The following is a 20,169-nucleotide window of genomic DNA, read 5'->3' on the forward strand; positions in this document are numbered from 1 at the left end:
TTAACCAACCGCTCCTTCCATCTGAAGCTCGATCAGCCGGTTGAGTTCCAGCGCGTACTCCATGGGGAGTTCGCGCGCGATGGGCTCCACGAAACCGCGGACGATCATGGCCATGGCCTCGTCCTCGTCGAGCCCCCGGCTCATCAGGTAGAAGAGCTGGTCCTCGCTGACCTTGGAGACGGTGGCCTCGTGGCCCATCTCCACGTCGTCCTCGCGGATGTCGTTGTAGGGGTAGGTGTCGGACCGGCTCATGGTGTCGATGAGCAGGGCGTCGCACTTGACCGTGGACTTGGAGTGGTCGGCGCCCTCCTGCACCTGCACCAGGCCGCGGTAGGAGGCGCGGCCGCCGCCCCGGGCCACCGACTTCGACACGATGGTCGAGGAGGTGTTGGGGGCGCAGTGCACCATCTTGGAGCCGGTGTCCTGGTGCTGGCCCTCGCCGGCGAAGGCGATGGACAGGGTCTCGCCCTTGGCGTGCTCGCCCATGAGGTAGACCGCCGGGTACTTCATGGTGACCTGGGAGCCGATGTTGCCGTCGATCCACTCCATGGTGGCGCCCTCGTAGGCCACGGCGCGCTTGGTCACCAGGTTGAAGACGTTGTTCGACCAGTTCTGGATGGTGGTGTACCGGCAGCGGGCGTTCTTCTTGACGATGATCTCGACCACGGCCGAGTGCAGGGAGTCCGACTTGTAGATCGGCGCCGTGCAGCCCTCGACGTAGTGGACGTAGGCGCCCTCGTCGACGATGATCAGGGTCCGCTCGAACTGGCCCATGTTCTCGGTGTTGATGCGGAAGTACGCCTGGAGCGGGATCTCGACGTGCACGTTCGGCGGCACGTAGATGAAGGACCCGCCGCTCCACACCGCGGTGTTGAGCGCGGCGAACTTGTTGTCGCCGGGCGGGATCACCGTGCCGAAGTACTCCTGGAACAGCTCGGGGTGCTCCTTGAGCGCGGTGTCGGTGTCGAGGAAGATGACGCCCTGCTCCTCCAGGTCCTCGCGGATCTGGTGGTAGACGACCTCGGACTCGTACTGCGCGGCGACACCGGCGACCAGGCGCTGCTTCTCGGCCTCGGGGATGCCCAGCCGGTCGTAGGTGTTCTTGATGTCCTCGGGCAGCTCCTCCCAGGAGGTGGCCTGCTGCTCGGTGGAGCGCACGAAGTACTTGATGTTGTCGAAGTCGATGCCGGAGAGGTCGGCGCCCCAGTCGGGCAGCGGCTTCTTCTCGAACAGCCGCAGCGACTTCAGCCGGAGCTTCTCCATCCACTCCGGCTCGCTCTTCTTGCCGGAGATGTCGCGGACGACCTCTTCGTTCAGGCCGCGCCGAGCGGAGGCACCGGCCTCGTCACGGTCGGCCCAGCCGTACTCGTAGGTGCCGAGCCCTTCGAGCTCGGGGTGCGCGGTAGACGTCATTACGCGGATCCTCCTGGACTCAGACGTCCTTCTCGGGATGTGGCCCGCTCCCGGTGGGTGGCGGTGCGGGTGTTCTTCTCGGTGCCGTGCGGCCCGGCGGCGGCCCCGGCGGGACGGGGATCGGCCGCGGCGAGGTCGCGCGGGGTGACGTGCGTGGTGCACACGCCGTCGCCGTGGGCGATGGTGGCCAGCCGCCGCACCGGGGTGCCCAGCAGCCGCGCGAAGACCTCGACCTCGGCCTCGCACAGCTCGGGGAACTCCGTGGCGACGTGGGCCACCGGGCAGTGGTGCTGGCACAACTGGTCGCCGCCGCCGGGTGCCGGGGCCTCGCCCGCCGAGGCGGCGTAGCCGTCGTTGGACAGGGCCTCGGCCAGCAGCCGCACGCGCTGCTGGGGCGGGACCTCCGCCAGCAGCGGGCGGTAGCGGCGTTCGAGGTCGGCCACCTGGCGGCGGGCGAACTCGGCGACCGCCTGCGGGCCGGCCTTCTCGGCGAGGAAGCGCAGCGCGCTGGCGGCGAGGTCGTCGTAGCCGTGGACGAAGGCGTCGCGCCCGGCCTCGGTGATGACGAAGACCCGGGCCGGGCGGCCCCGGCCGCGCCGCCCGCGGGAGCGGTGCTCGCGGGCCTCGACCATGCCCTCACTCATCAAGTTGTCGAGATGGCGGCGGATGGCCGCCGGGGTGAGCCCCAGCCGCTCGCCCAGGGTGGTGGCGGTGATGGGGCCGTGTTCGAGGATGAGCCGCGCCACCCGCGCGCGCGTGCCCTGCTCGGCACCCCGTTCGGGACCCGCCGACGGCCGCGGGGCGCCCGGCGGGGCGCCGTCCTCGGCCTGCTGCGGGTTACCCATGTTTTTCACAACATCAGTGTGGCGTAAATAAGTCCCGGTGGGCAAACGCCGCTTGACCGGCACATCATGCCCTTGATCACCCAGGCGAGGCTAGCCTTAGCGCGGGTCGCGCGCCGCCGCGCGGCGCCGGCCACCGCCCGTGCGGGCGCGGTGCCGCCCCGTGGCCGCCGCGCACCGATCCCCCTTCCCCGCCGCGCCGCACCCGGGGACACCGAGCCGGTGCGGGGGTGCGCCGGGGCCGCCCTAGACTCGGTGGACATGGAGTCGCCCGCGGTCGAGGTAGTCGATCTGGTCAAGCGCTACGGCCCCACCACGGCCGTGGCCGGCCTGTCGTTCTCCGCCGCGCGCGGCGCGGTCACCGCGCTCCTGGGCCCCAACGGCGCGGGCAAGACCAGCACGGTCGAGACCTGCGAGGGCTTCCGCCGCCCCGACTCCGGCCGGGTGCGGGTGCTGGGCCTGGACCCCGTGGCCGACGCCGCCGCGCTCAAGCCCCGCGTGGGCGTGATGCCCCAGTCGGGCGGGGTGCCCACCGGCGCCCGCGCCGGCGAGTGGCTGCGCCTGGTCGCCGCCTTCCACGCCCGCCCGGTGCCGCCCGACCTCCTGCTGGAGCGGCTGGGCCTGGTCTCGGCCGCCGCCACCCCCTTCCGCCGGCTCTCCGGCGGCCAGCAGCAGCGGCTGTCGCTGGCCGCCGCCGTGGTGGGCCGCCCCGAACTGGTGTTTTTGGACGAGCCCACCGCCGGGCTCGACCCCCAGGCGCGCCGGGCCACCTGGGACCTCATCGCCGAACTGCGCCGCAGCGGCGTGGGCGTGGTGCTGACCACCCACCACATGGACGAGGCCGAGCACCTGGCCGACCACGTGGTGATCATCGACCACGGCCGCGTCGTCGCCCAGGGCGGCGTGGCCGAGCTGACCGACTCCCGCCAGGAACTCGTCTTCACCTGCGCCGCGCCGCTGGACACCGCCGCCCTGGCGGCGGCGCTGCCGCCCGGCGCGGCGGTGGAGCGGCGCGGGACCGGCCCGGCGGCCGAGTACGCCGTGGCCGGCGACACCCCCGAGGGCGCGGGGCCCGAGATCGTGGCCGCCGTCAGCACCTGGTGCGCGGCCAACGGCGTGCGTCCCGAAGGGCTGCGGGTGCGCCGGCGCGGCCTGGAGGACGTCTTCCTCGAACTCACCGGCCGGGAACTGCGCGACTGATGACCGAACAGGCAACCGTGACAACCGACACCGCCCAGAGCGTGTTCACCCCCGCACCGGGCGCCGCGCCGGCGCACCGCATGGTGCTGGCCCAGGCCGGCATGGAGTTGCGCATCATGCTGCGCAACGGCGAGCAGCTCCTGCTGACCATGGTCATCCCCCTGCTGCTGCTCGTGGGCTTCAGCGCCACGCCCGTGCTGGACCTGGGGCCGGGGCCGCGCGTGGACTTCCTGGCGCCGGGCGTGCTGGCGCTGGCGGTGCTGTCCACGGCCTTCACCGGCCAGGCGATCGGCACCGGGTTCGAGCGCCGCTACGGGGTGCTCAAGCGGCTGGGCGCCACCCCGCTGCCGCGCGTGGGGCTGCTGGCCGCCAAGACCCTGGCGGTGCTGGCCGTGCAGGCGCTCCAGGCCGTGCTGATCTGCGCGACCGCCGCCGCGCTGGGCTGGCGCCCGGAGCTGAGCCCGGCGGGGGTGGCCTACGCGGTGCTGCTGGTGCTGCTGGCCACCGCCGCCTTCAGCGCGCTGGCGCTGCTGATGGCCGGCACCCTGCGGGCCGAGGCCACCCTGGCGGCGGCCAACCTGGTCTACGTGGTGCTGCTGGGCGCCGGCGGCGTGGTGTTCCCGGTGGAGCTGCTGCCCGAGGCGGCGCAGTCGGCGGTGGGGGCGCTGCCCATCACCGCGCTGGCCGAGGGCCTGCGGTCGGTGCTGGCCGAGGGCGCGCCGCCGGCGCTCGCGCCCGTGGCGGTGCTGGCGGTGTGGGCGGCCGCGGGCGCGGCGCTGGCCGGGCGGTTCTTCCGCTGGGAGTGAGCGCGCGGGCGTGCGGGCGCGGGCGCGCTCGGCGCTAGCATCGCCCCGTGGAGCTGATCGGGATGCCGTGGGTGGCCATCGTGCGCACGCTGGGGCCGCCGCTGGTGGTGGGCGCGGTGGGCGCGATCGTGCTGGCGCGCCGCCGCCCGCCCGGGGCGCGGCTGATGTGGGGCGCGCTGGCCGTCCAGCTCGCCGCCGCCGCGCTGCCGGTGGCCTGGCTGCTGGTGCAGGTCGGCGCGGGCGTGGGCGGGCACAGCGCCGTGGGCCTGGTGATGATCCTGCTCCAGCCGGCCGTGGAGGCGCTGGCGTGGCTGATGGCCGTCGCGGCGGTGGCCGGGGCCGTGCCGCGCCGGCCGCGCGCGGCGGCTGCCGGTGACGCCCCCGCCGGGGTGGCGGCGGGCCCCGCCGCCGCTCCCCCCGACTGAGCCCGCCGCCCGCCGAGGCTCCGGGAGACTCCGCGCGGCCGCGCGCGGGCGGTGTCAGTCGGCGCGCTCCAGCGGGCAGGTCATGCAGTGCGGGCCGCCCCGGCCCCGGCCCAGTTCGCTGCCGCTGATGGGCAGCACCTCCACCCCGTTGGCGCTGAGGAAGGCGTTGGAGGTGGCGTTGCGCTCGTAGGCCACCACCACGCCCGGCTCCAGGGCGAAGACGTTGCAGCCGTCGTCCCACTGCTCGCGCTCGGAGCTGAACACGTCCTGGGTGGGGGTGAGCACCCGGATGTCGTCGAGGCCGGCCGCCTCGGCGATGGCGCGGTGCATGTCCTCGGGCGGGTGGTCGGTGACCTTCAGCTCCTTGTCGGTGTCGCCGGGCTCGATGGTGTAGGAGGGCAGCATGCCCAGCCCGGCGTACTTGGTGAACACGCCCTCGTCCACGCAGGTCATGACGGTGTCCAGGTGCATGATGGCCCGCGCCTTGGGCATCCACAGCCCCAGCAGCCGCCGGGCGCCGCCGCGCGCGAACAGCTCGTGGGCCAGCAGCTCCACGGCCTGGGGGCGGGTGCGCTCGCTCAGGCCCACCAGCACCGAGCCGTTGCCGATGGGCATGACGTCGCCGCCCTCGATGGTGGCCGGCCCCCACGCCCGGCCGGGGTTCCACAGCTCGAACGGCTCGGCGGCGAACATGGGGTGCCAGCGGTAGACCGCCTCGTAGTGGATGGTCTCGCGGCGGCGGGCCTTCTTGCGCATGACGTTGATCGACACCCCGTTGCCGATCCAGCAGGAGGTGTCGCGGGTGAACATGTGGTTGGGCAGCGGGGTCAGCACGAAGTCGTGGGGGTCCAGGGTGTGGAACCACACCGACTTGGGCTCGGGCATGCGCTCCAGCAGCTCGGCCTTGGTGATGCCGCCGACGAGGAACCGGCGCAGGGTGGCGGAGTCCATGGCCTCGAACGCCGCGCGCAGGGAGTCCACCGCCATGGGGCCGAAGAACCGCTCGTCCAGGACGCTGTCGAGGACGTGGGCGCGGGCCTCGGGCAGCGCCAGCGCCTCCTCCAGCAGCTCGCCGAACAGGTGCACGCGCACGCCCCGGGCGCGCAGCAGGGCGGTGAAGGCGTCGTGCTCCTCGCGGGCGCGCTGGGCCCACAGCACGTCGTCGAACAGCAGCGCGTCGTTGTTGGACGGGGTGAGGCGGCTCAGTTCGAGGTCGGGCCGGTGCACGATCACCTGCTTGAGCCGGCCGGTCTCGGAGGTCACCGAGAACACCATGGGCGCCCTCCGTTCGCTGGGGCCACGCTCGCCGGGCGGCGGGTGGCGAATGTGAGCATTCCGTCCCTTCCGGGCGCCGAAACCTCGGGGCGGGCGCGGAGCCGCGTACGTAGGATGGGCGCCCGTGAGCACGAACGCGGCGGTGGGTTCATCCAATGACCCGATGTGGGGAAGGGCGCCGGGCTGGGCGGCCCTGCTGAGGACCGCCGGCGACTCCGTGCCGCCGACCTGCCTGGTGCTGGTGGGGATCGTCTCGCTCCAGGCCGGCGCCGGGATCGCCGGTCGGCTGTTCGAGGTGCTGCCGCCCAGCGCGGTGGTGTGGCTGCGGCTGCTGGCCTCGGCGCTGGTGCTGCTGGCGCTGGCGCGGCCCTCGCCGCGCGGGCGCAGCCGGGCCGACTGGCTGGTGGCGGTGGGCTTCGGCGTCAGCCTGGGTGTGATGAACTTCGCGATCTACCAGGCGTTCGCCCGCATCCCGATGGGGATCGCGGTCACCATCGAGTTCCTGGGGCCGCTGGCGGTGGCGGTGGCCGGGTCGCGGCGGCGCGTGGACCTGCTGTGGGTGGGCCTGGCGGGCGCCGGCGTGCTGCTGCTGGGCCGCAGCGACGGCGCTGTCTCGCTGAGCGGGGTGCTGTTCGCGCTGCTGGCCGGGGCGATGTGGGCGGCCTACATCCTGCTCAGCGCCGCGACCGGGCGCCGGTTCTCGGGCATGTCGGGGCTGGCCATCGCCGGGGCGGTCGCCGCGGTGCTGGTGGCCCCGGCCGGGATCGCCGAGGGCGGCGCCGCCCTGCTGGACCCCCGGCTGCTGCTGCTGGGCCTGGCGATCGGGCTGCTGTCCTCGGTGGTGCCCTACACGCTGGAGTTGCAGGCGCTGCGCCGGATGCCGCCCCGGGTGTTCGGGATCCTGATGAGCCTGGAGCCCGCCGTGGCGGCGCTGGTGGGCATGGCGCTGCTGGGCCAGTGGCTCTCGGGCTGGCAGTGGCTGGCGATCGCCTGCGTGGTGGCGGCCAGCGCGGGCGCCACCCGGCGCCCGGCGCCGCCCGAGGCGCCTGAGCGTCCTGAGGGACCCGGGGCGCCCGGCGGCGGCGCGCCCGAAAACCGCGGCGGCACCGGGTCGCCCGGCCCCGGCTAGCCGCGCGCGGGCGTGCGGGCGGAGGGGGCGCCTCCGCCGCTTCGGGCTGGGCTCCTACCACTCCCCCGCCGCCCCGTCGCGCAGCGACACTCCACGGATTGCGGTTGTCGCGAACCCCAGGCACAACATGTAGTATCTCGGGCGCTGGTGGTTCACCGGGGCGGCTGCTCCGGTGAGGCAAGAGGGAACCCGGTGCGAATCCGGGACTGCCCCGCAGCGGTATGCGGGAAACGGCACCGCGCGCGCCTCCCCAGGGGGCCGGCGCGGCGCCGCCGAACGCCGCCATGACGCACTGGCGCCTCACGCGCCGGGAAGCGGCGGCCTAGGAGGGGTGGCGCGCACCGCCGCCCCGCGCCCGCGAGTCCGAAGACCTGCCACCGGTGTGCGCGCCCGTCGGCGCGCACCGCAACGGGGCCTCGCGGGCGGGCCGCCGTGCTCGTCCGCCGTGCCCCGGGTGCGCCACCGCGCCCCGGAGAGCGGCCGCGCGGACGCGTGCGCTCCGACCCTCCGCCGGTCCCCACGGACCCGTGTTCAACCAGGTTGGAGCCACCCATGACCCTCGACACCGCACCGCTTGCCGCAGCGCGCCCCACCGCCGTACCGGCCGAGCCCGGGGAGCGCGTGGCGGCGGCCGTGGCGATGGCGTGCGCCGGTCTGCCCGGGGCCGACCCCGCCCCGGTGGTCGCCGAGGCGCGGCGCGCCCTCTACCCCGGCATCAGCGCGGCCGAGGTGGACGAGGCGCTGGTGATGGCGGCCCGCGCGTTCGTGGAGGCCGACCCGGTGTACTCGCGGGTGGCGGCCCGGCTGCTGCTGGACACCCTGCGCCGCGAGGCGCTGACGTTCGTCGCGGGGCGCCCCGACGCCGCCGGGCAGGACGACATGCCCGCCCGCTACCCCGGCTACCTGGCGGCCTACGTGGCGCGCGGGGTGGAGCTGGGCCAGCTCGACCCGCGCCTGGCCGACTTCGACCTGGCGCGCCTGGGCGCGGCCCTGCGGCCCGAGCGCGACCTGGAGTTCGCCCTGCTGGGGTTGCAGACCCTCTACGACCGCTACTTCCTGCACCACCGGGGCACCCGCTACGAGCTGCCGCAGGCGTTCTTCATGCGGATCGCCATGGGGCTGGCCCTGGGCGAGGACGACCGCGAGGCCCGCGCGGTGGAGTTCTACGACCTGCTGTCGTCGTTCGACTTCATGTGCTCCACGCCGACGCTGTTCAACTCCGGCACGCCCCGGCCGCAACTGTCGTCGTGCTTCCTGACCACGGTCGAGGACGACCTGAAGTCGATCTTCCACTCGATCAGCAACAACGCGCTGCTGTCGAAGTACTCGGGCGGCCTGGGCAACGACTGGACCCCGGTGCGCGGGATCGGCGCCCACATCCGCGGCACCAACGGCTCCAGCCAGGGCGTGGTGCCCTTCCTCAAGATCGCCAACGACACCGCCGTGGCGGTCAACCAGGGCGGCAAGCGCAAGGGCGCGGTGTGCGCCTACCTGGAGACCTGGCACATCGACATCGAGGAGTTCCTCGACCTGCGCAAGAACACCGGCGACGAGCGGCGCCGCACCCACGACATGAACACCGCCAACTGGGTGCCCGACCTGTTCCTGCGCCGGGTGGAGGCCGACGCGGAGTGGACGCTGTTCTCCCCCGACGAGGTGCCCGACCTGCACGACCTCTACGGCGCGGCGTTCGCCGAGCGCTACGAGGCCTACGAGCGCGCGGCCGAGGCCGGGGAGGTCGCGGTGTGGCGGCGGGTGCGCGCCGTGGACCTGTGGCGGCGGATGCTGACCATGCTGTTCGAGACCGGCCACCCCTGGATCACCTTCAAGGACCCCTGCAACCTGCGCTCGCCCCAGCGCCACACCGGGGTGGTGCACTCCTCCAACCTGTGCACCGAGATCACGCTCAACACCAGCCCCGAGGAGGTGGCGGTGTGCAACCTGGGCTCGGTGAACCTGGCCCGCCACGTCACCCCTGAAGGCCTGGACACCGCCCGGCTGGAGCGCACGGTGCGCACGGCGGTGCGGATGCTGGACAACGTCATCGACGTGAACCTGTACACGATCCCCGAGGCCGAGCGGGCCAACATGCGCCACCGCCCGATCGGGCTGGGCCTGATGGGCTACCAGGACGCCCTGTTCACGCTGCGGCTGCCGGTGGCCTCGCCCGAGGCGGTGGAGTTCGCCGACACCAGCATGGAGCTGATCTCCTACCACGCCATCAGCGCCTCGGCCGACCTGGCGGCCGAGCGCGGGGCCTACGCCACCTTCGAGGGGTCGCTGTGGAGCCGGGGCGTGCTGCCGATCGACTCCCTGGCCGACCTCGCGGAGGCGCGCGGCGGCGACCTCGACGTGGACCGCACCGCGCGGCTGGACTGGTCGGGGCTGCGCGAGCGGGTGCGGGGCGGCATGCGCAACTCCAACGTGATGGCCATCGCGCCCACCGCCACCATCGCCAACATCACCGGCGTGGGGCAGTCCATCGAGCCGCTGTACCGCAACCTGTACGTGAAGTCGAACATGTCGGGCGACTTCACCGTGGTCAACCCGTTCCTGGTGCGCGACCTCAAGGAGCGCGGGCTGTGGGACGAGGAGATGGTGGCGGCGCTGAAGCTGCACGACGGCAGCCTGGGCCGGGTGGACCGGGTGCCCGCCGACCTCAAGGAACTGTATGCCACCGCGTTCGAGATCGACCCGGTGTGGCTGGTCGACGCGGCGTCGCGGCGGCAGAAGTGGATCGACCAGGCGCAGTCGCTCAACCTGTACATGGCCGAGCCCAGCGGGCGCAAGCTGGACGCCCTCTACCGCCGCGCCTGGCGATCGGGCCTGAAGACCACCTACTACCTGCGGTCCCAGAGCGCCACGCACGTGGAGAAGAGCACGCTCAAGGGCACCGACGGCCGGCTGAACGCGGTGTCGGCGGCACCGGCCGCGCCCGCGCCCTCCCCCGGCGCCGTGCCGGCCGGGGCGGCCGAGGGCGCGGCGTGCGCCATCGACGACCCCGAGTGCGAAGCCTGCCAGTAGCCGCGCGCGGCGGGCGCGCGCCCGCTTGCGCGCGCCGCGCCCGCCGCACCGGCCCGTCCCACCGCTGAGACCGCCAACGACGAGGAAGAACCGACCACGATGACCAGCCTGCACGAGTCCCCCGCCACCGGCCTGGGCGAGATCGAGCGCGCCGCCGCGCGGGTGAGCGTCGGCGACAAGGCGATGATCAACGCCCGCGCCGACGTCAACCAGTTGCTGCCGCTGAAGTACCACTGGGCGTGGGAGAAGTACCTGGCCGGCTGCAACAACCACTGGATGCCCAGCGAGGTCGCGATGCAGGCCGACATCGCGCTGTGGAAGTCCCCCGACGGGCTGTCCGCCGACGAGCGGCTGATGATCAAGCGCAACCTGGGGTTCTTCGCCACGGCGGAGTCGCTGGTGGCCAACAACATCGTCCTGGCGGTCTACCGCCACCTCACCAACCCCGAGTGCCGGCAGTACCTGCTGCGCCAGGCGTTCGAGGAGGCGGTGCACACCCACACCTTCCAGTACATCTGCGAGAGCCTGGGGCTGGACGAGGGCGAGCTGTTCAACATGTACCGGGAGGTCCCCTCGATCACCGAGAAGGACGCCTGGGCGCTGCGCTACACCCGCAACCTGGAGGACCCCGAGTTCGCCACCGGCACGCCGGAGGCCGACCAGGCGTTCCTGCGCGACCTGGTGGCGTTCTACGTGGTGTTCGAGGGGATGTGGTTCTACACCGGGTTCGCCCAGATCCTCTCGCTGGGGCGGCGCAACAAGATGGTGGGGATCGCCGAGCAGTACCAGTACATCCTGCGCGACGAGTCGATCCACCTGAACTTCGGCATCGACGTGATCAACCAGATCAAGATCGAGAACCCGCACCTGTGGACCCCGGGGTTCCAGGAGGAGGTGCGCACCATGCTCGCCGAGGCGTGCGAGCTGGAGGTCGCCTACGGCCGGGAGACCATGCCGCGCGGCGTGCTGGGGATCAACGCCGAGCTGTGCGAGGAGTACATGCGGTTCATCACCGACCGGCGCGCCGAGCAGATCGGGCTGGCGCCGCTGTTCGGGCAGGCCGAGAACCCGTTCCCGTGGATGTCGGAGCTGATGGACCTGAAGAAGGAGAAGAACTTCTTCGAGACCCGGGTGATCGAGTACCAGTCGGGCGGCGGCCTGGACTGGGACTGACCGCCGTAGGGCAGCGCCCTGGGGGCCGCCGGCGCGTGCGCGCCGGCGGCCCCGCGCGTGTCGGGGGTCGGGCGCGGGCGGCGGCGGTGGTGCGGGCGGGTGGCGCCGCGCGGGGCGGGTGCGCCGGAGCGGGCCTCAGGCGGAGGCCGGACCCTCCGGCCGGCGGCGCGCCCGCCGCCGCTCGCCGCCGATCCCGGCGGCGACCTCGGTGAGGACGGCGCCGGCGCGGGCCAGCCAGTCGTCGATGATCTCCAGCTCGGCCTCGCTGTAGCGGCCGTGCAGGGCGGTCATGGCCTCGGCCAGCCCCATCGGCACCCCGCCGCCGTGGACGCCCGCGCCGGCGGCGCCCTCGGCCAGGCGCACGACGACCTTGCGGCGGTCCTCGGGATGGCGGTCGCGGCGCACCAGGCCGCGCTCGGCCAGGCGGTCCACCACGACGGTCACCGAGCCGGTGGTCAGCCGCAGGCTCTGGGCGATCTCGCCGGGGGTCATCGGGCCGCCCACCCGCAGCAGGGCGAAGCACTGGAAGTCGGTGGGGTTGAGGTCGGATTCGGCCGACATGGCGTGCAACAGCCGGATCAGCCCGGCGGCCAGGCGCTGGCCGTCGCCGCGGATGGCGGTGTACAGCTCGCCGCGCGGGCGCGGGGCCGGGCCGGTCCCCGGAGCGTCCTCGCCCGGTGCGGTGTCCATCGTGCTCCTTCGGCCGCCGCAGCGGTGGCGGGCCGGGGTCCGGCGGGCCGCGCGGGTGCGGGTGGGGTCGAATCGTGAGTCTAGGACCTGCGCGGGCGGGGGCGGCGGACCGGGGCGGGGCGGGTCGCGCACCGCGCAAAATTTCCTCGATTATCGAGTTACTTGGTTTTCTATCTAATATCGGGGCAGTCGTCCACAGCGGCGCCCCGCTCCCGGGCGCCCCCGACTCCCACGGAAGGCCGAGACCCCGCATGACAGCCGAGACACCCTCGCGGCCCCGCCGCCGCCGACCCCGCCTGTGGACCGCGCTCGCGCTGGTGGTGGCGGTCGCCTGGATCGCCGGCGCCGGCCCGCTGGGCTCCTTCGTGGGCCGCCTGAGCGAGGTGCAGAGCAACGACCAGTCCGCCTTCCTGCCGCTCAACGCGGAGTCCACCGAGGTCGACGAGGTGCAGCGGGAGTTCGTGGAGGAGCGCGGCGCGCCCGCGTTCGTCGCCTACTCCGCGCCCGGCGGCGTGGACACCGCCCAGGTGGAGGAGGACGCGCGTGCCATCGCCGGGGCCGACTACGTGGACGGGCCGGTGGTGGGCCCCCTCACCGGCACCGAGGACGAGGACGTGGCGCAACTGGTCGTGCCGCTGAGCGAGGACGCCGACGCGGCCGCCGCGGTGGAGGACCTGCGCGCCCTGCTGGCCGACTCCGCCACCGGGCCGGGCACCGACGTCCACGTGACCGGGCCGGCCGGGTTCGCCGCCGACCTCTCGGCCGCCTTCGCGGGCATCGACGGCACCCTGCTGGCCGTGGCGCTGGCGGCGGTCCTGGTGATCCTGGTCGCGGTCTACCGCTCGCCGCTGCTGCCGCTGGTGGTGGTCGCGGCCTCGGTCCTGGCGCTGGCGCTGGCGGCGGCCGTGGTCCACGCCGCCGCCGGAGCCGGGTGGATCGTGCTCAACGGCCAGAGCCAGGGCATCCTGTTCATCCTGGTTGTGGGCGCCTGCACCGACTACGCGCTGCTGCTGGTGGCCCGCCACCGCGAGGCCCTGGTGGAGCACCGGCGGCCCCTCGACGCGCTCGCGGCGGCGGTGCGCGGCACCGCCGCGCCGATCCTGGCCTCGGGCGGCACCGTGATCCTGGGCGTGCTGTGCCTGCTGGCCAGCGACCTGGAGTCCAACCGGAGCCTGGGGCCGGTGGCGGCGCTGGGCATCGGCGCGGCGCTGGTGGCGGCGCTGACCTTCCTGCCGGCGGTCCTGCTGCTGCTGGGCCGGGCGGCGTTCTGGCCGGTGCTGCCCCGCCACCGGCCGCAGGCCGCCGCCGGCGCGGCGGAGGCCGCGGGCGGTGCGGCCGGCGAGGCCGGCGAGGGCGGCGGGCGCGCCCGGCACCGGGTGTGGGCGCGGGTGGCCGACCTGGTGGGCCGGCGGCCGCGCGCCACCTGGCTGGCCACCGCGCTGGTGCTGGTCGCCGGGGCCGCCTTCGTGCCGACCTTCCAGGCCGAGGGCACCTCCACCAGCGACATCTTCCGCACCGAGGTCGAGGCGGTGACGGGGCAGGAGGTGCTTCAGCGCGGGTTCGGCACCGACGCCGCCGCCACCCCGGCCGTCATCGTCGCCGACGTGGGCCGGGCCGAGGACATCGTCGCGGCTGCCGAGCGGGTCGAGGGCGTGAGCGCGGCGCGGCCGGTCTACCCCGAGGGCGAGGGGCCGCAGGGACCGCCCGCCGGCGCCCAGGGCGACGGCCCCCCGCCCGGTGTCCAGGGCGCAGAAGGCACTCCGGGCGCACCGGCCCCCGAACCGCGGGTGGTGGACGGGCGAATTTTGGTCGAGGCCGACATCGCCGCGCCCGCGGAGTCGGCGCGGGCGGTGGAGATCGTGCGGAGCCTGCGCGCCGAGGTGCACGCCGTGCCGGGGGCGAGCGCCCTGGTCGGCGGGCCCGACGCGGTGCTGCTGGACACCGTGGAGACCGCCCAGCGCGACCTGGCCGTGGTGGTGCCGCTGGTGCTGCTGGTGGTGCTGGCCGTGCTGGTGGTCCTGCTGCGGTCGGTGGTGGCGCCGCTGCTGCTGGTGGGCACCACGGTGCTGTCGTTCGCGGCGGCGCTGGGGGTGGGCGCGGTGGTGTTCAACCACGTCCTGGGCCTGCCCGGCGCCGACCCGGTGGTGCCGCTGTTCGCGTTCGTCTTCCTGGTGGCGCTGGGGGTGGACTACAACATCTTCCTGATGACGCGCGCCCGCGAGGAGGCGGTGCGGGTGGGCAACCGGGCCGGGGTGCTGCGGGCGCTCACCGTCACCGGCGGGGTCATCACCTCGGCGGGGGTGGTGCTGGCCGCGACCTTCGCGGCGCTGGCGGTGCTGCCCGTGCTGTTCCTGCTGCAACTGGCGTTCCTGGTGGCGTTCGGCGTCCTGCTGGACACCCTGGTGGTGCGGTCGCTGCTGGTGCCCGCGCTGGCGCTGGACATCGGCCGCGCCACGTGGTGGCCGAGCCGCCTGTCCCGCCGCGCGCCGGCGCGGGTCCCGCCGGGTCCTGCGGCGGATTAGGAGCCGGCGCCGGGGGCCGCGCGGGCGGTCCAGGCGGCCACGGCGGCGGCGGTGGCCCCGGCGTGGCCCTCCAGCATGGTGAGGTGGTCGCCGGGGACGTCGAGGGCGTCGTGGGGCAGCGGCCAGGTGAAGTGCCACAGTGCGGCGTCCTGGGGGGCGCCGCGCCGGTCGGGCACGGGGGCGGCCGGGCGCACCAGGGCGGTGGGCACGGTGACCTTGCGCGGCGCCCATGCGGCGAACAGGTCCAGGTAGCCGGCCATGGCGGTGGCGCGGGCGGCGTCGGCCAGGTCCAGTTCGGCGTCGCGGGCCATGATCCCGGTCTCGATGATGGGCAGCAGGACCGGGGCGCCCGGCAGCGGGGTGTCCAGCAGGACCAGCCCGGCGGGGCGGTGGCCGCGCCGCTCCAGGCGCTCGGCGACGGCGTGGGCGATCCAGCCGCCCGAGGAGCGGCCCACCAGCACGCCGGGGTCGGCGCCGCACACCCGCAGCACCGCGTCGGCCTGGGCCTCCACCACCGCCTCGACGCCGCCGGGCAGGGGCTCGCCGGCGGCGAAGCCCGGGTGCGGCAGGACCGCCGTCTCGTGGCGGCCGCGCAGCGCGGCGGCGAAGCGGGCGTACTCGTGGGCGCCGGAGATCATCACCAGCGACGGGAAGCAGATAAGGCGCGGCCGGCCGGGGGCGGGCGGGGCCAGGCGCACGGGCTCGGGCGGGGCGCCGAGGTCGGCGGGGGTCTCGAAGACGGGGCGCAGCCGGGCGGCGGCGCGCAGCAGGTCCAGCCCTTCGGCGGTCCGGCCGGTGGCGCAGGAGCGGCGGAACAGCGCCACCACCCCGTCGTCGCCGGAGGCCGGGGGCGCGGCGCCGGGGGCCGGGGCGGGCGCGGGAGGCGCGGCGGCGTCCGGTGCGGCGGAGGGCGCGCCGGCGTCCGCGCGGGATTCGGCGCGCCCGCCGAAAGGTGCGGGCGCGGCGCCGGGGGCTGCCGCCGGGTTGGCGAGCTGCTCGGCGAGGTGGTCGGCCAGGGCGGCGGGCGTGGTGCGGCTGAACACCAGGCCGGCGGGCAGCCGCAGGCCGGTGGCCGCCGCGAGCCGGTTGCGCAGCTCGACGGCCGTCAGGGAGTCGATGCCCAGTTCCAGGAACCGGTGGTCGGGGCCGACGGCGGCGGTGTCGGGGTGGCCGAGGACATCGGCGGCCGCGCGGCGGACCAGGTCGAGCAGGGCGGCGCGGCGCTCGCCGGGCGCGCGGGCGGCCTGGGCGCGCCGGGCCGCCTCGGCGGGTCCGGCGGGCTCGGCGCCCTGGGCGGCGCCGCGCCGGGGCGGGCGGACCAGCGCGCGAAACAGCGGCGGCACGGTGCCGGCGCGCCGCGCCGCCGCGCGCAGCCCGGCGGTGTCCACCGGCAGGGCCAGCAGGTGGGGGGCGCCGGAGGCCAAAGCGGTGTCCAGCGCCTCCAGTGCGCGCTCGGTGGACAGCGGCCCGGCCACACCCAGGCGGCGCATGCGCGCCAGGTCGGCGGCGGTGAGGCCGGCGGTCAGTTCGCTGCGCGCGGCCCACAGGCCCCACGCGATCGAGGTGGCGGGCAGGCCGAGGGCGTGGCGGTGCTCGGCGAGGGCGTCGAGGTAGGCGTTGGCGGCGGCGTAGCCGGCCTGGCCGGGCGGCCCGAGGACGGCGGCGGCCGAGGAGTAGAGCACGAACGCGGCCAGGCCCCGGTCGCGGGTGAGGGTGTGCAGGTTCCAGGCGGCGCGCGCCTTGGCGTCGAGCACGCGGTCGAGGCGCTCGGGGGTGAGGTCGGCGACCACGGAGTCGGCCAGGGCGCCGGCGGCGTGCACCACGGCGGTCAGGGGGCGGTCGGCGGGGATCTCGGCGAGCAGGGCGGCGAGCGCGTCGGCGTCGGCGGCGTCGCAGGCGCGCACCTGGACCTCGGCGCCCAGGTCGGCCAGCTCGGCGGCCAGGCGGCCGGCGCCGGGCGCCCGGTCGCCGCGCCGGCCGGCCAGCACGAGGCGGCGCACCCCGTGGCGGCGCACCAGGTGGTGCGCGGTGAGGGCGCCGAGGCGGCCGGTGCCGCCGGTGATGAGGACGGTGCCGCGCGGGTGGAGCGGCGCCGGGGGCCGCAGCACGAGCTTGCCGGTGCTGCGGCCCTGCTGGAGGCGGCGGAACGCGTCGTGGGCGCGGTGCAGCGGCCAGGCGGCGGCGGGCAGGTGGGGCAGCGCGCCGGAGTCGAGCAGGGCGACGACCTCGGCGAGCGCGGCCTGGAGGCGTTCGGGGGCCAGGGCGTCGATCCGGAAGGCGCGGTAGGCGGTGCCGGGGTGGGCGGCGGCGACGTCCTCGGGGCGGCGCACGTCGGTGGCGCCGATCTCGATGAAGCGGCCGCCGGGGGCGAGCAGGCCCAGGGAGGCGTCGACGTGTGCGCCGGTGAAGGCGTTGAGGACGACGTCGAGGCCGGCGCCGCCGGCGGCCGCGAAGCGGTCGGCGTAGTCGAGGGTGCGGGAGTCGGCGATGCGGTCCTCGGCGATCCCGGCGGCGCGCAGCAGGGGCCACTTGGCGTGGCTTGCGGTGCCGTAGACCTCGGCGCCGAGGTGGCGGGCGAGGTGGACGGCGGCGAGGCCGACCCCGCCGGCGGCGGCGTGCACCAGCACCTTCTCGCCGGGGCGGACGGCGGCGAGGTCGACGAGGGCGTGGTAGGCGGTGAGGTAGGCCACGGGCGCGGCGGCGGCCCGCACGTCGGTCCAGGCGGCGGGCACGCGGGCCAGGAGGCGGCGGTCGGCCACGCCGTGGGTGCCGAAGGAGCCGTGCATGATGCCGGCCACCCGGTCGCCGGGGAGGAGGTCGGTGACACCGGGGCCGGTCTCGGTGACGACGCCGGCGCACTCGGCGCCGAAGTCGTGGCGGCGGGGGAAGACGCCGAGGGTGGTCATCACGTCGCGGAAGTTGAGCCCGGCGGCGCGCACCGACACCCGCACCTCGCCGTGGCGCAGGGGCCGGCTCGCGGCGGGGTTGGCCACCGCGCGCAGCCGCGTGGTGCCGTCGCCGCGCGGCTCCACCCGCCAGGGCGCCGCGCCGTGGGGCGGCAGCAGCCGGTCCCCGGCGGCGGCGTCCACCATCCGGGGCGCGAGCAGCCGCCCGCCGCGCACGGCGACCCCGGGTTCGCCGGAGGCGAGGGCGGCCGGCAGCGGGACCGGTCCGGGCGGGGCGTCCGAGGTGTCCGCCGGCAGCGGGACCGGTCCGGGCGGGGCGTCCGAGGTGTCCGCCGGCAGGTCCACCAGCGCGAACCGCCCGGGATGCTCGCTCTGCGCCGCCCGCACCAGCCCCCACACGGCGGCCCCGGCCAGGTCGAGCCGCCCGCCGGCGGTTTCGGAATGCTCGGAACCGGTGGGGACCGCGCCCTCCCGCATGGCGGTGGGCCACGTCAGCGCCCCGCTCGGTGCGGGCTCAAGGTCCCCGGGTGTCGGGGCGGCCGCGCGGGTGAGGACGGCGAGGGTGGAGTCGGCGAACCGCTCGTCGGCGAGCCAGTCGCGCACCACGGCGGTGGTGCGGTGCAGGACCGCGCGCACGGCCTCCGCGTCCACGGCGGGCGCGGCGGGCGCGAGCAGCACGGTGCGCGGCACCGGTCGGCCGCCGTCAACGGCGGCGCGGAGCGCGGCGAGGTCGGGGAAGCGCTCGATCTCGGGGTCCAGGCCGTCGAGCGCGGTGTCGGGGCCGACGCACGCGCACTCCCGGGCGGGCAGCGGCTCGGGGACGGCGACGGGCACCCAGTCCACGCGCAGCAGCGCACCGCTGAGCCCGGCCGCGCCGCCGCCCGGCGACTCCGCGAGGGGACGGGAGGTCAGCGACTCCACGGTGACGACCGGCGCCCCGTCCGGGTCGGTCGCCTCCACGCGCACCGCGCCGTCACCGGCCGGCGACAGCCGCACCCGCAGGGCGACCGCGTCGGCGGCGTGCAGGCGCACCCCCTCCCACGCGAACGGCATCCGCACCGCCGGCCGCGCCGGACCCGGTGCCGCCCCCGAGGCGTCCTCCTCGGCCGGAACCGGGGTCGCGCCGGTCCCTGCCGAAGCGGGTTCCGCGCTGCTGGTCGCAGGGAAGCCGGCCGGACCGGCGTCCTCCCCCGGCACGCGCACCGCCGGTTCGCGGGCCGTGTCGGGCGCACGCCCGGCTCCGCCGTCCGCGCCGGTGTCCTCGGCCAGCAGCAGGGGGTGGAGGGCGGCGTCGAGGAGGGCGGGGTGGAGGGCGAAGCCGGGGGCCTCGGGGCGGCGGTCGGCGGGCAGGGCCACCTCGGCGTAGAGGTCGGCGCCGTGGCGCCAGGCCGCGCGCAGCCCTCGGAAGGCGGGGCCGTAGCGGTAGCCGCGCCGGGCGAGGCGGTCGTAGCAGTCGGCCAGCGGCAGCGGAACGGCTCCCTCCGGCGGCCGGGTCGCGGCGGGGGCCGGCCCCTCCCCCTCCCTCCCCTCCTGCGGTGCCTCGGGGGCGAGCACGCCTTCGGCGTGCAGGGTCCACTCCCCTTCACCGGCGCCCACGTCAGCGGCGCGCGGCCGGCTGTGGATGCGCACCGGCCGGTGCCCGTCCTCGTCCGGCGCCGCCACGCCGACCTGGATCTGGAGGCGGCCGCGCTCGGGCAGCCGCACGGGCGCGAGCAGGGCCAGTTCGCGCACGTGCGGGCAGTCGGCGCGGTCGCCCGCGTGCAGTGCGAGGTCGGCCAGGGCGGTGCCCGGCAGCAGGGCCGCGCCCTCCACGGCGTGGTCGGCCAGCCAGGGCAGCCGGTGCGGGGCGACCTCGCCGGTCAGCAGGAGCGCGCCGGTGGCCGCGTCGGTGACGGCGGCGCCCAGCAGCGGGTGCGGTTCGGTGTCGAGCCCGGCGGCGGCCGCCGCGTCCGCGTCCGCCGGCCGCTCCGCCCAGAAGCGGCTGTGCTGGAAGGCGTAGGTGGGCAGGTGCACGGTGCCCGCCGGGCGGCCGGAGTACACGGCCCGCCACGACGGCGCGGCGCCGTGGACGTGGGCGTCGGCCAGGGCGGCGGTGAAGGCGGCGGGGCCGCCCTCGCCCCGGCGCAGGGTGCCCACCACCCGGGCCGCCGCGTCCTCACGGCCGGCGGCCTCCAGGGTGCGCGCCAGGGCGGTGCGCAGGACAGGGTGCGGGCTGATCTCCACGAACACGGCGCGGCCGAGGTCGGCGGCGGCGCGCACGGCCGCCTCGAACAAAACCGGGCGGCGCAGGTTGGCGTACCAGTACTCGGGACCGAGGCAGGTTCCGTCGACGGCCGCGCCCTCCACCGTGGAGAGGAACGGGACCTCGGCCGGGCGCGGGCTGATCCCGGCGAAGGCGTCCAGCAGCGGGCGGCGCACCGGCTCGACGTGGGGTGAGTGGGAGGCGAACGCGGAGCCGACCTCGCGGGTGTCCACGCCCTCGGCGGCGCAGGCCGCCGCCAGCTCGGCGAGGGCGGGCCGGTCTCCGGCGACCACCACGGCTTCGGGGCTGTTGACGGCGGCCACGGTGAGCCGCCGGCCCCAGGGGCGCAGGCGCGCGGCGGCGTCGGCGTGGGGCAGGGCGACGACGAGCAGCCCGGTGGTGGGGGTGAGCGGGGCGCACAGGCGGCTGCGGGCGGCGACGATCCGGGCGGCGTCCTCCAGGGTGAGGGCGCCGGCGACGTGGGCGGCGGCGATCTCGCCCTGGGAGTGCCCGATCACCGCG

General features: G+C 76.0%; 11 protein-coding genes, 1 pseudogene and 1 riboswitch. Of the genes and pseudogenes, 7 read left to right on the forward strand and 5 right to left on the reverse strand.

The window, feature by feature from the left end; translation table 11 throughout:
* Together sufB and LG943_RS25345 are read right to left on the reverse strand one after the other, a co-directional pair.
* Complete coding sequence (sufB, locus tag LG943_RS25340; RefSeq protein WP_270074889.1) at positions 1–1,413, reverse strand: Fe-S cluster assembly protein SufB; 1,413 nt, start codon at positions 1,411–1,413, stop codon at positions 1–3.
* Positions 1,413–2,258 carry a helix-turn-helix transcriptional regulator gene (locus tag LG943_RS25345; protein ID WP_270074890.1) on the reverse strand — a complete coding sequence of 282 codons (846 nt, stop codon included), beginning with the start codon at positions 2,256–2,258 and terminating at the stop codon, positions 1,413–1,415. Before LG943_RS25345 ends, sufB begins: the two co-directional genes overlap by 1 nt.
* 258 nt (positions 2,259–2,516) lie before the next feature.
* Between LG943_RS25345 and LG943_RS25350 the strand changes: the two genes are divergently transcribed.
* The 3 genes from LG943_RS25350 to LG943_RS25360 are packed head-to-tail and all read left to right on the forward strand — an operon-like array spanning position 2,517 to position 4,686.
* Entirely contained in the window at positions 2,517–3,455 is a 939-nt protein-coding gene (locus LG943_RS25350; protein ID WP_270074891.1) for an ABC transporter ATP-binding protein, read from the forward strand.
* Entirely contained in the window at positions 3,455–4,261 is an 807-nt protein-coding gene (locus tag LG943_RS25355) for an ABC transporter permease (protein ID WP_270074892.1), read from the forward strand. The genes LG943_RS25350 and LG943_RS25355 overlap by 1 nt, the downstream gene beginning before the upstream one ends.
* Positions 4,262–4,308: 47 nt before the next feature.
* Positions 4,309–4,686: a hypothetical protein gene (locus LG943_RS25360; RefSeq protein ID WP_270074893.1), complete on the forward strand. Its 378-nt coding sequence runs from the start codon at positions 4,309–4,311 to the stop codon at positions 4,684–4,686.
* Between the two features lie 54 nt (positions 4,687–4,740).
* Here LG943_RS25360 and LG943_RS25365 read toward each other — a convergent pair whose 3' ends face one another.
* Entirely contained in the window at positions 4,741–5,961 is a 1,221-nt protein-coding gene (locus LG943_RS25365) for an arginine deiminase (protein WP_270074894.1), read from the reverse strand.
* A 163-nt stretch (positions 5,962–6,124) separates the two neighbouring features.
* On the opposite strand from LG943_RS25365, the gene LG943_RS25370 reads away from it, so the two are divergent.
* The 3 genes and pseudogenes from LG943_RS25370 to LG943_RS25380 all read left to right on the forward strand — a co-directional run.
* Positions 6,125–7,090, forward strand: coding sequence for an EamA family transporter (locus LG943_RS25370; protein WP_270074895.1), 966 nt, complete (start codon positions 6,125–6,127; stop codon positions 7,088–7,090).
* A gap of 131 nt (positions 7,091–7,221) precedes the next feature.
* Positions 7,222–7,483: riboswitch (cobalamin riboswitch) on the forward strand.
* Positions 7,484–7,642: 159 nt separating this feature from the next.
* Positions 7,643–10,114 (forward strand): ribonucleoside-diphosphate reductase subunit alpha, encoded by a 2,472-nt coding sequence (locus LG943_RS25375; protein ID WP_270074896.1) that lies wholly within the window; start codon positions 7,643–7,645, stop codon positions 10,112–10,114.
* An 87-nt stretch (positions 10,115–10,201) separates the two neighbouring features.
* Positions 10,202–11,287: pseudogene (locus LG943_RS25380) on the forward strand (ribonucleotide-diphosphate reductase subunit beta); the annotation flags it as partial.
* Positions 11,288–11,422: 135 nt separating this feature from the next.
* Here the strand turns inward: LG943_RS25380 and LG943_RS25385 are convergent.
* Entirely contained in the window at positions 11,423–11,977 is a 555-nt protein-coding gene (locus LG943_RS25385) for a MarR family winged helix-turn-helix transcriptional regulator (RefSeq protein WP_270074897.1), read from the reverse strand.
* Between the two features lie 251 nt (positions 11,978–12,228).
* Here LG943_RS25385 and LG943_RS25390 point away from each other — a divergent pair, with 251 nt between their 5' ends.
* Positions 12,229–14,499, forward strand: a complete 2,271-nt coding sequence (locus tag LG943_RS25390) for an MMPL family transporter (protein ID WP_270074898.1) — start codon at positions 12,229–12,231, stop codon at positions 14,497–14,499.
* Here the strand turns inward: LG943_RS25390 and LG943_RS25395 are convergent.
* A partial coding sequence (locus LG943_RS25395) for an SDR family NAD(P)-dependent oxidoreductase (RefSeq protein ID WP_270074899.1) occupies positions 14,496–20,169 on the reverse strand: 5,674 nt, incomplete at its 5' end. The two genes, LG943_RS25390 and LG943_RS25395, sit on opposite strands and share 4 nt — an antisense overlap.

Origin of the sequence: Streptomonospora mangrovi, assembly GCF_027604915.1 — a bacterium.
Lineage (GTDB): Bacteria > Actinomycetota > Actinomycetes > Streptosporangiales > Streptosporangiaceae > Streptomonospora > Streptomonospora mangrovi.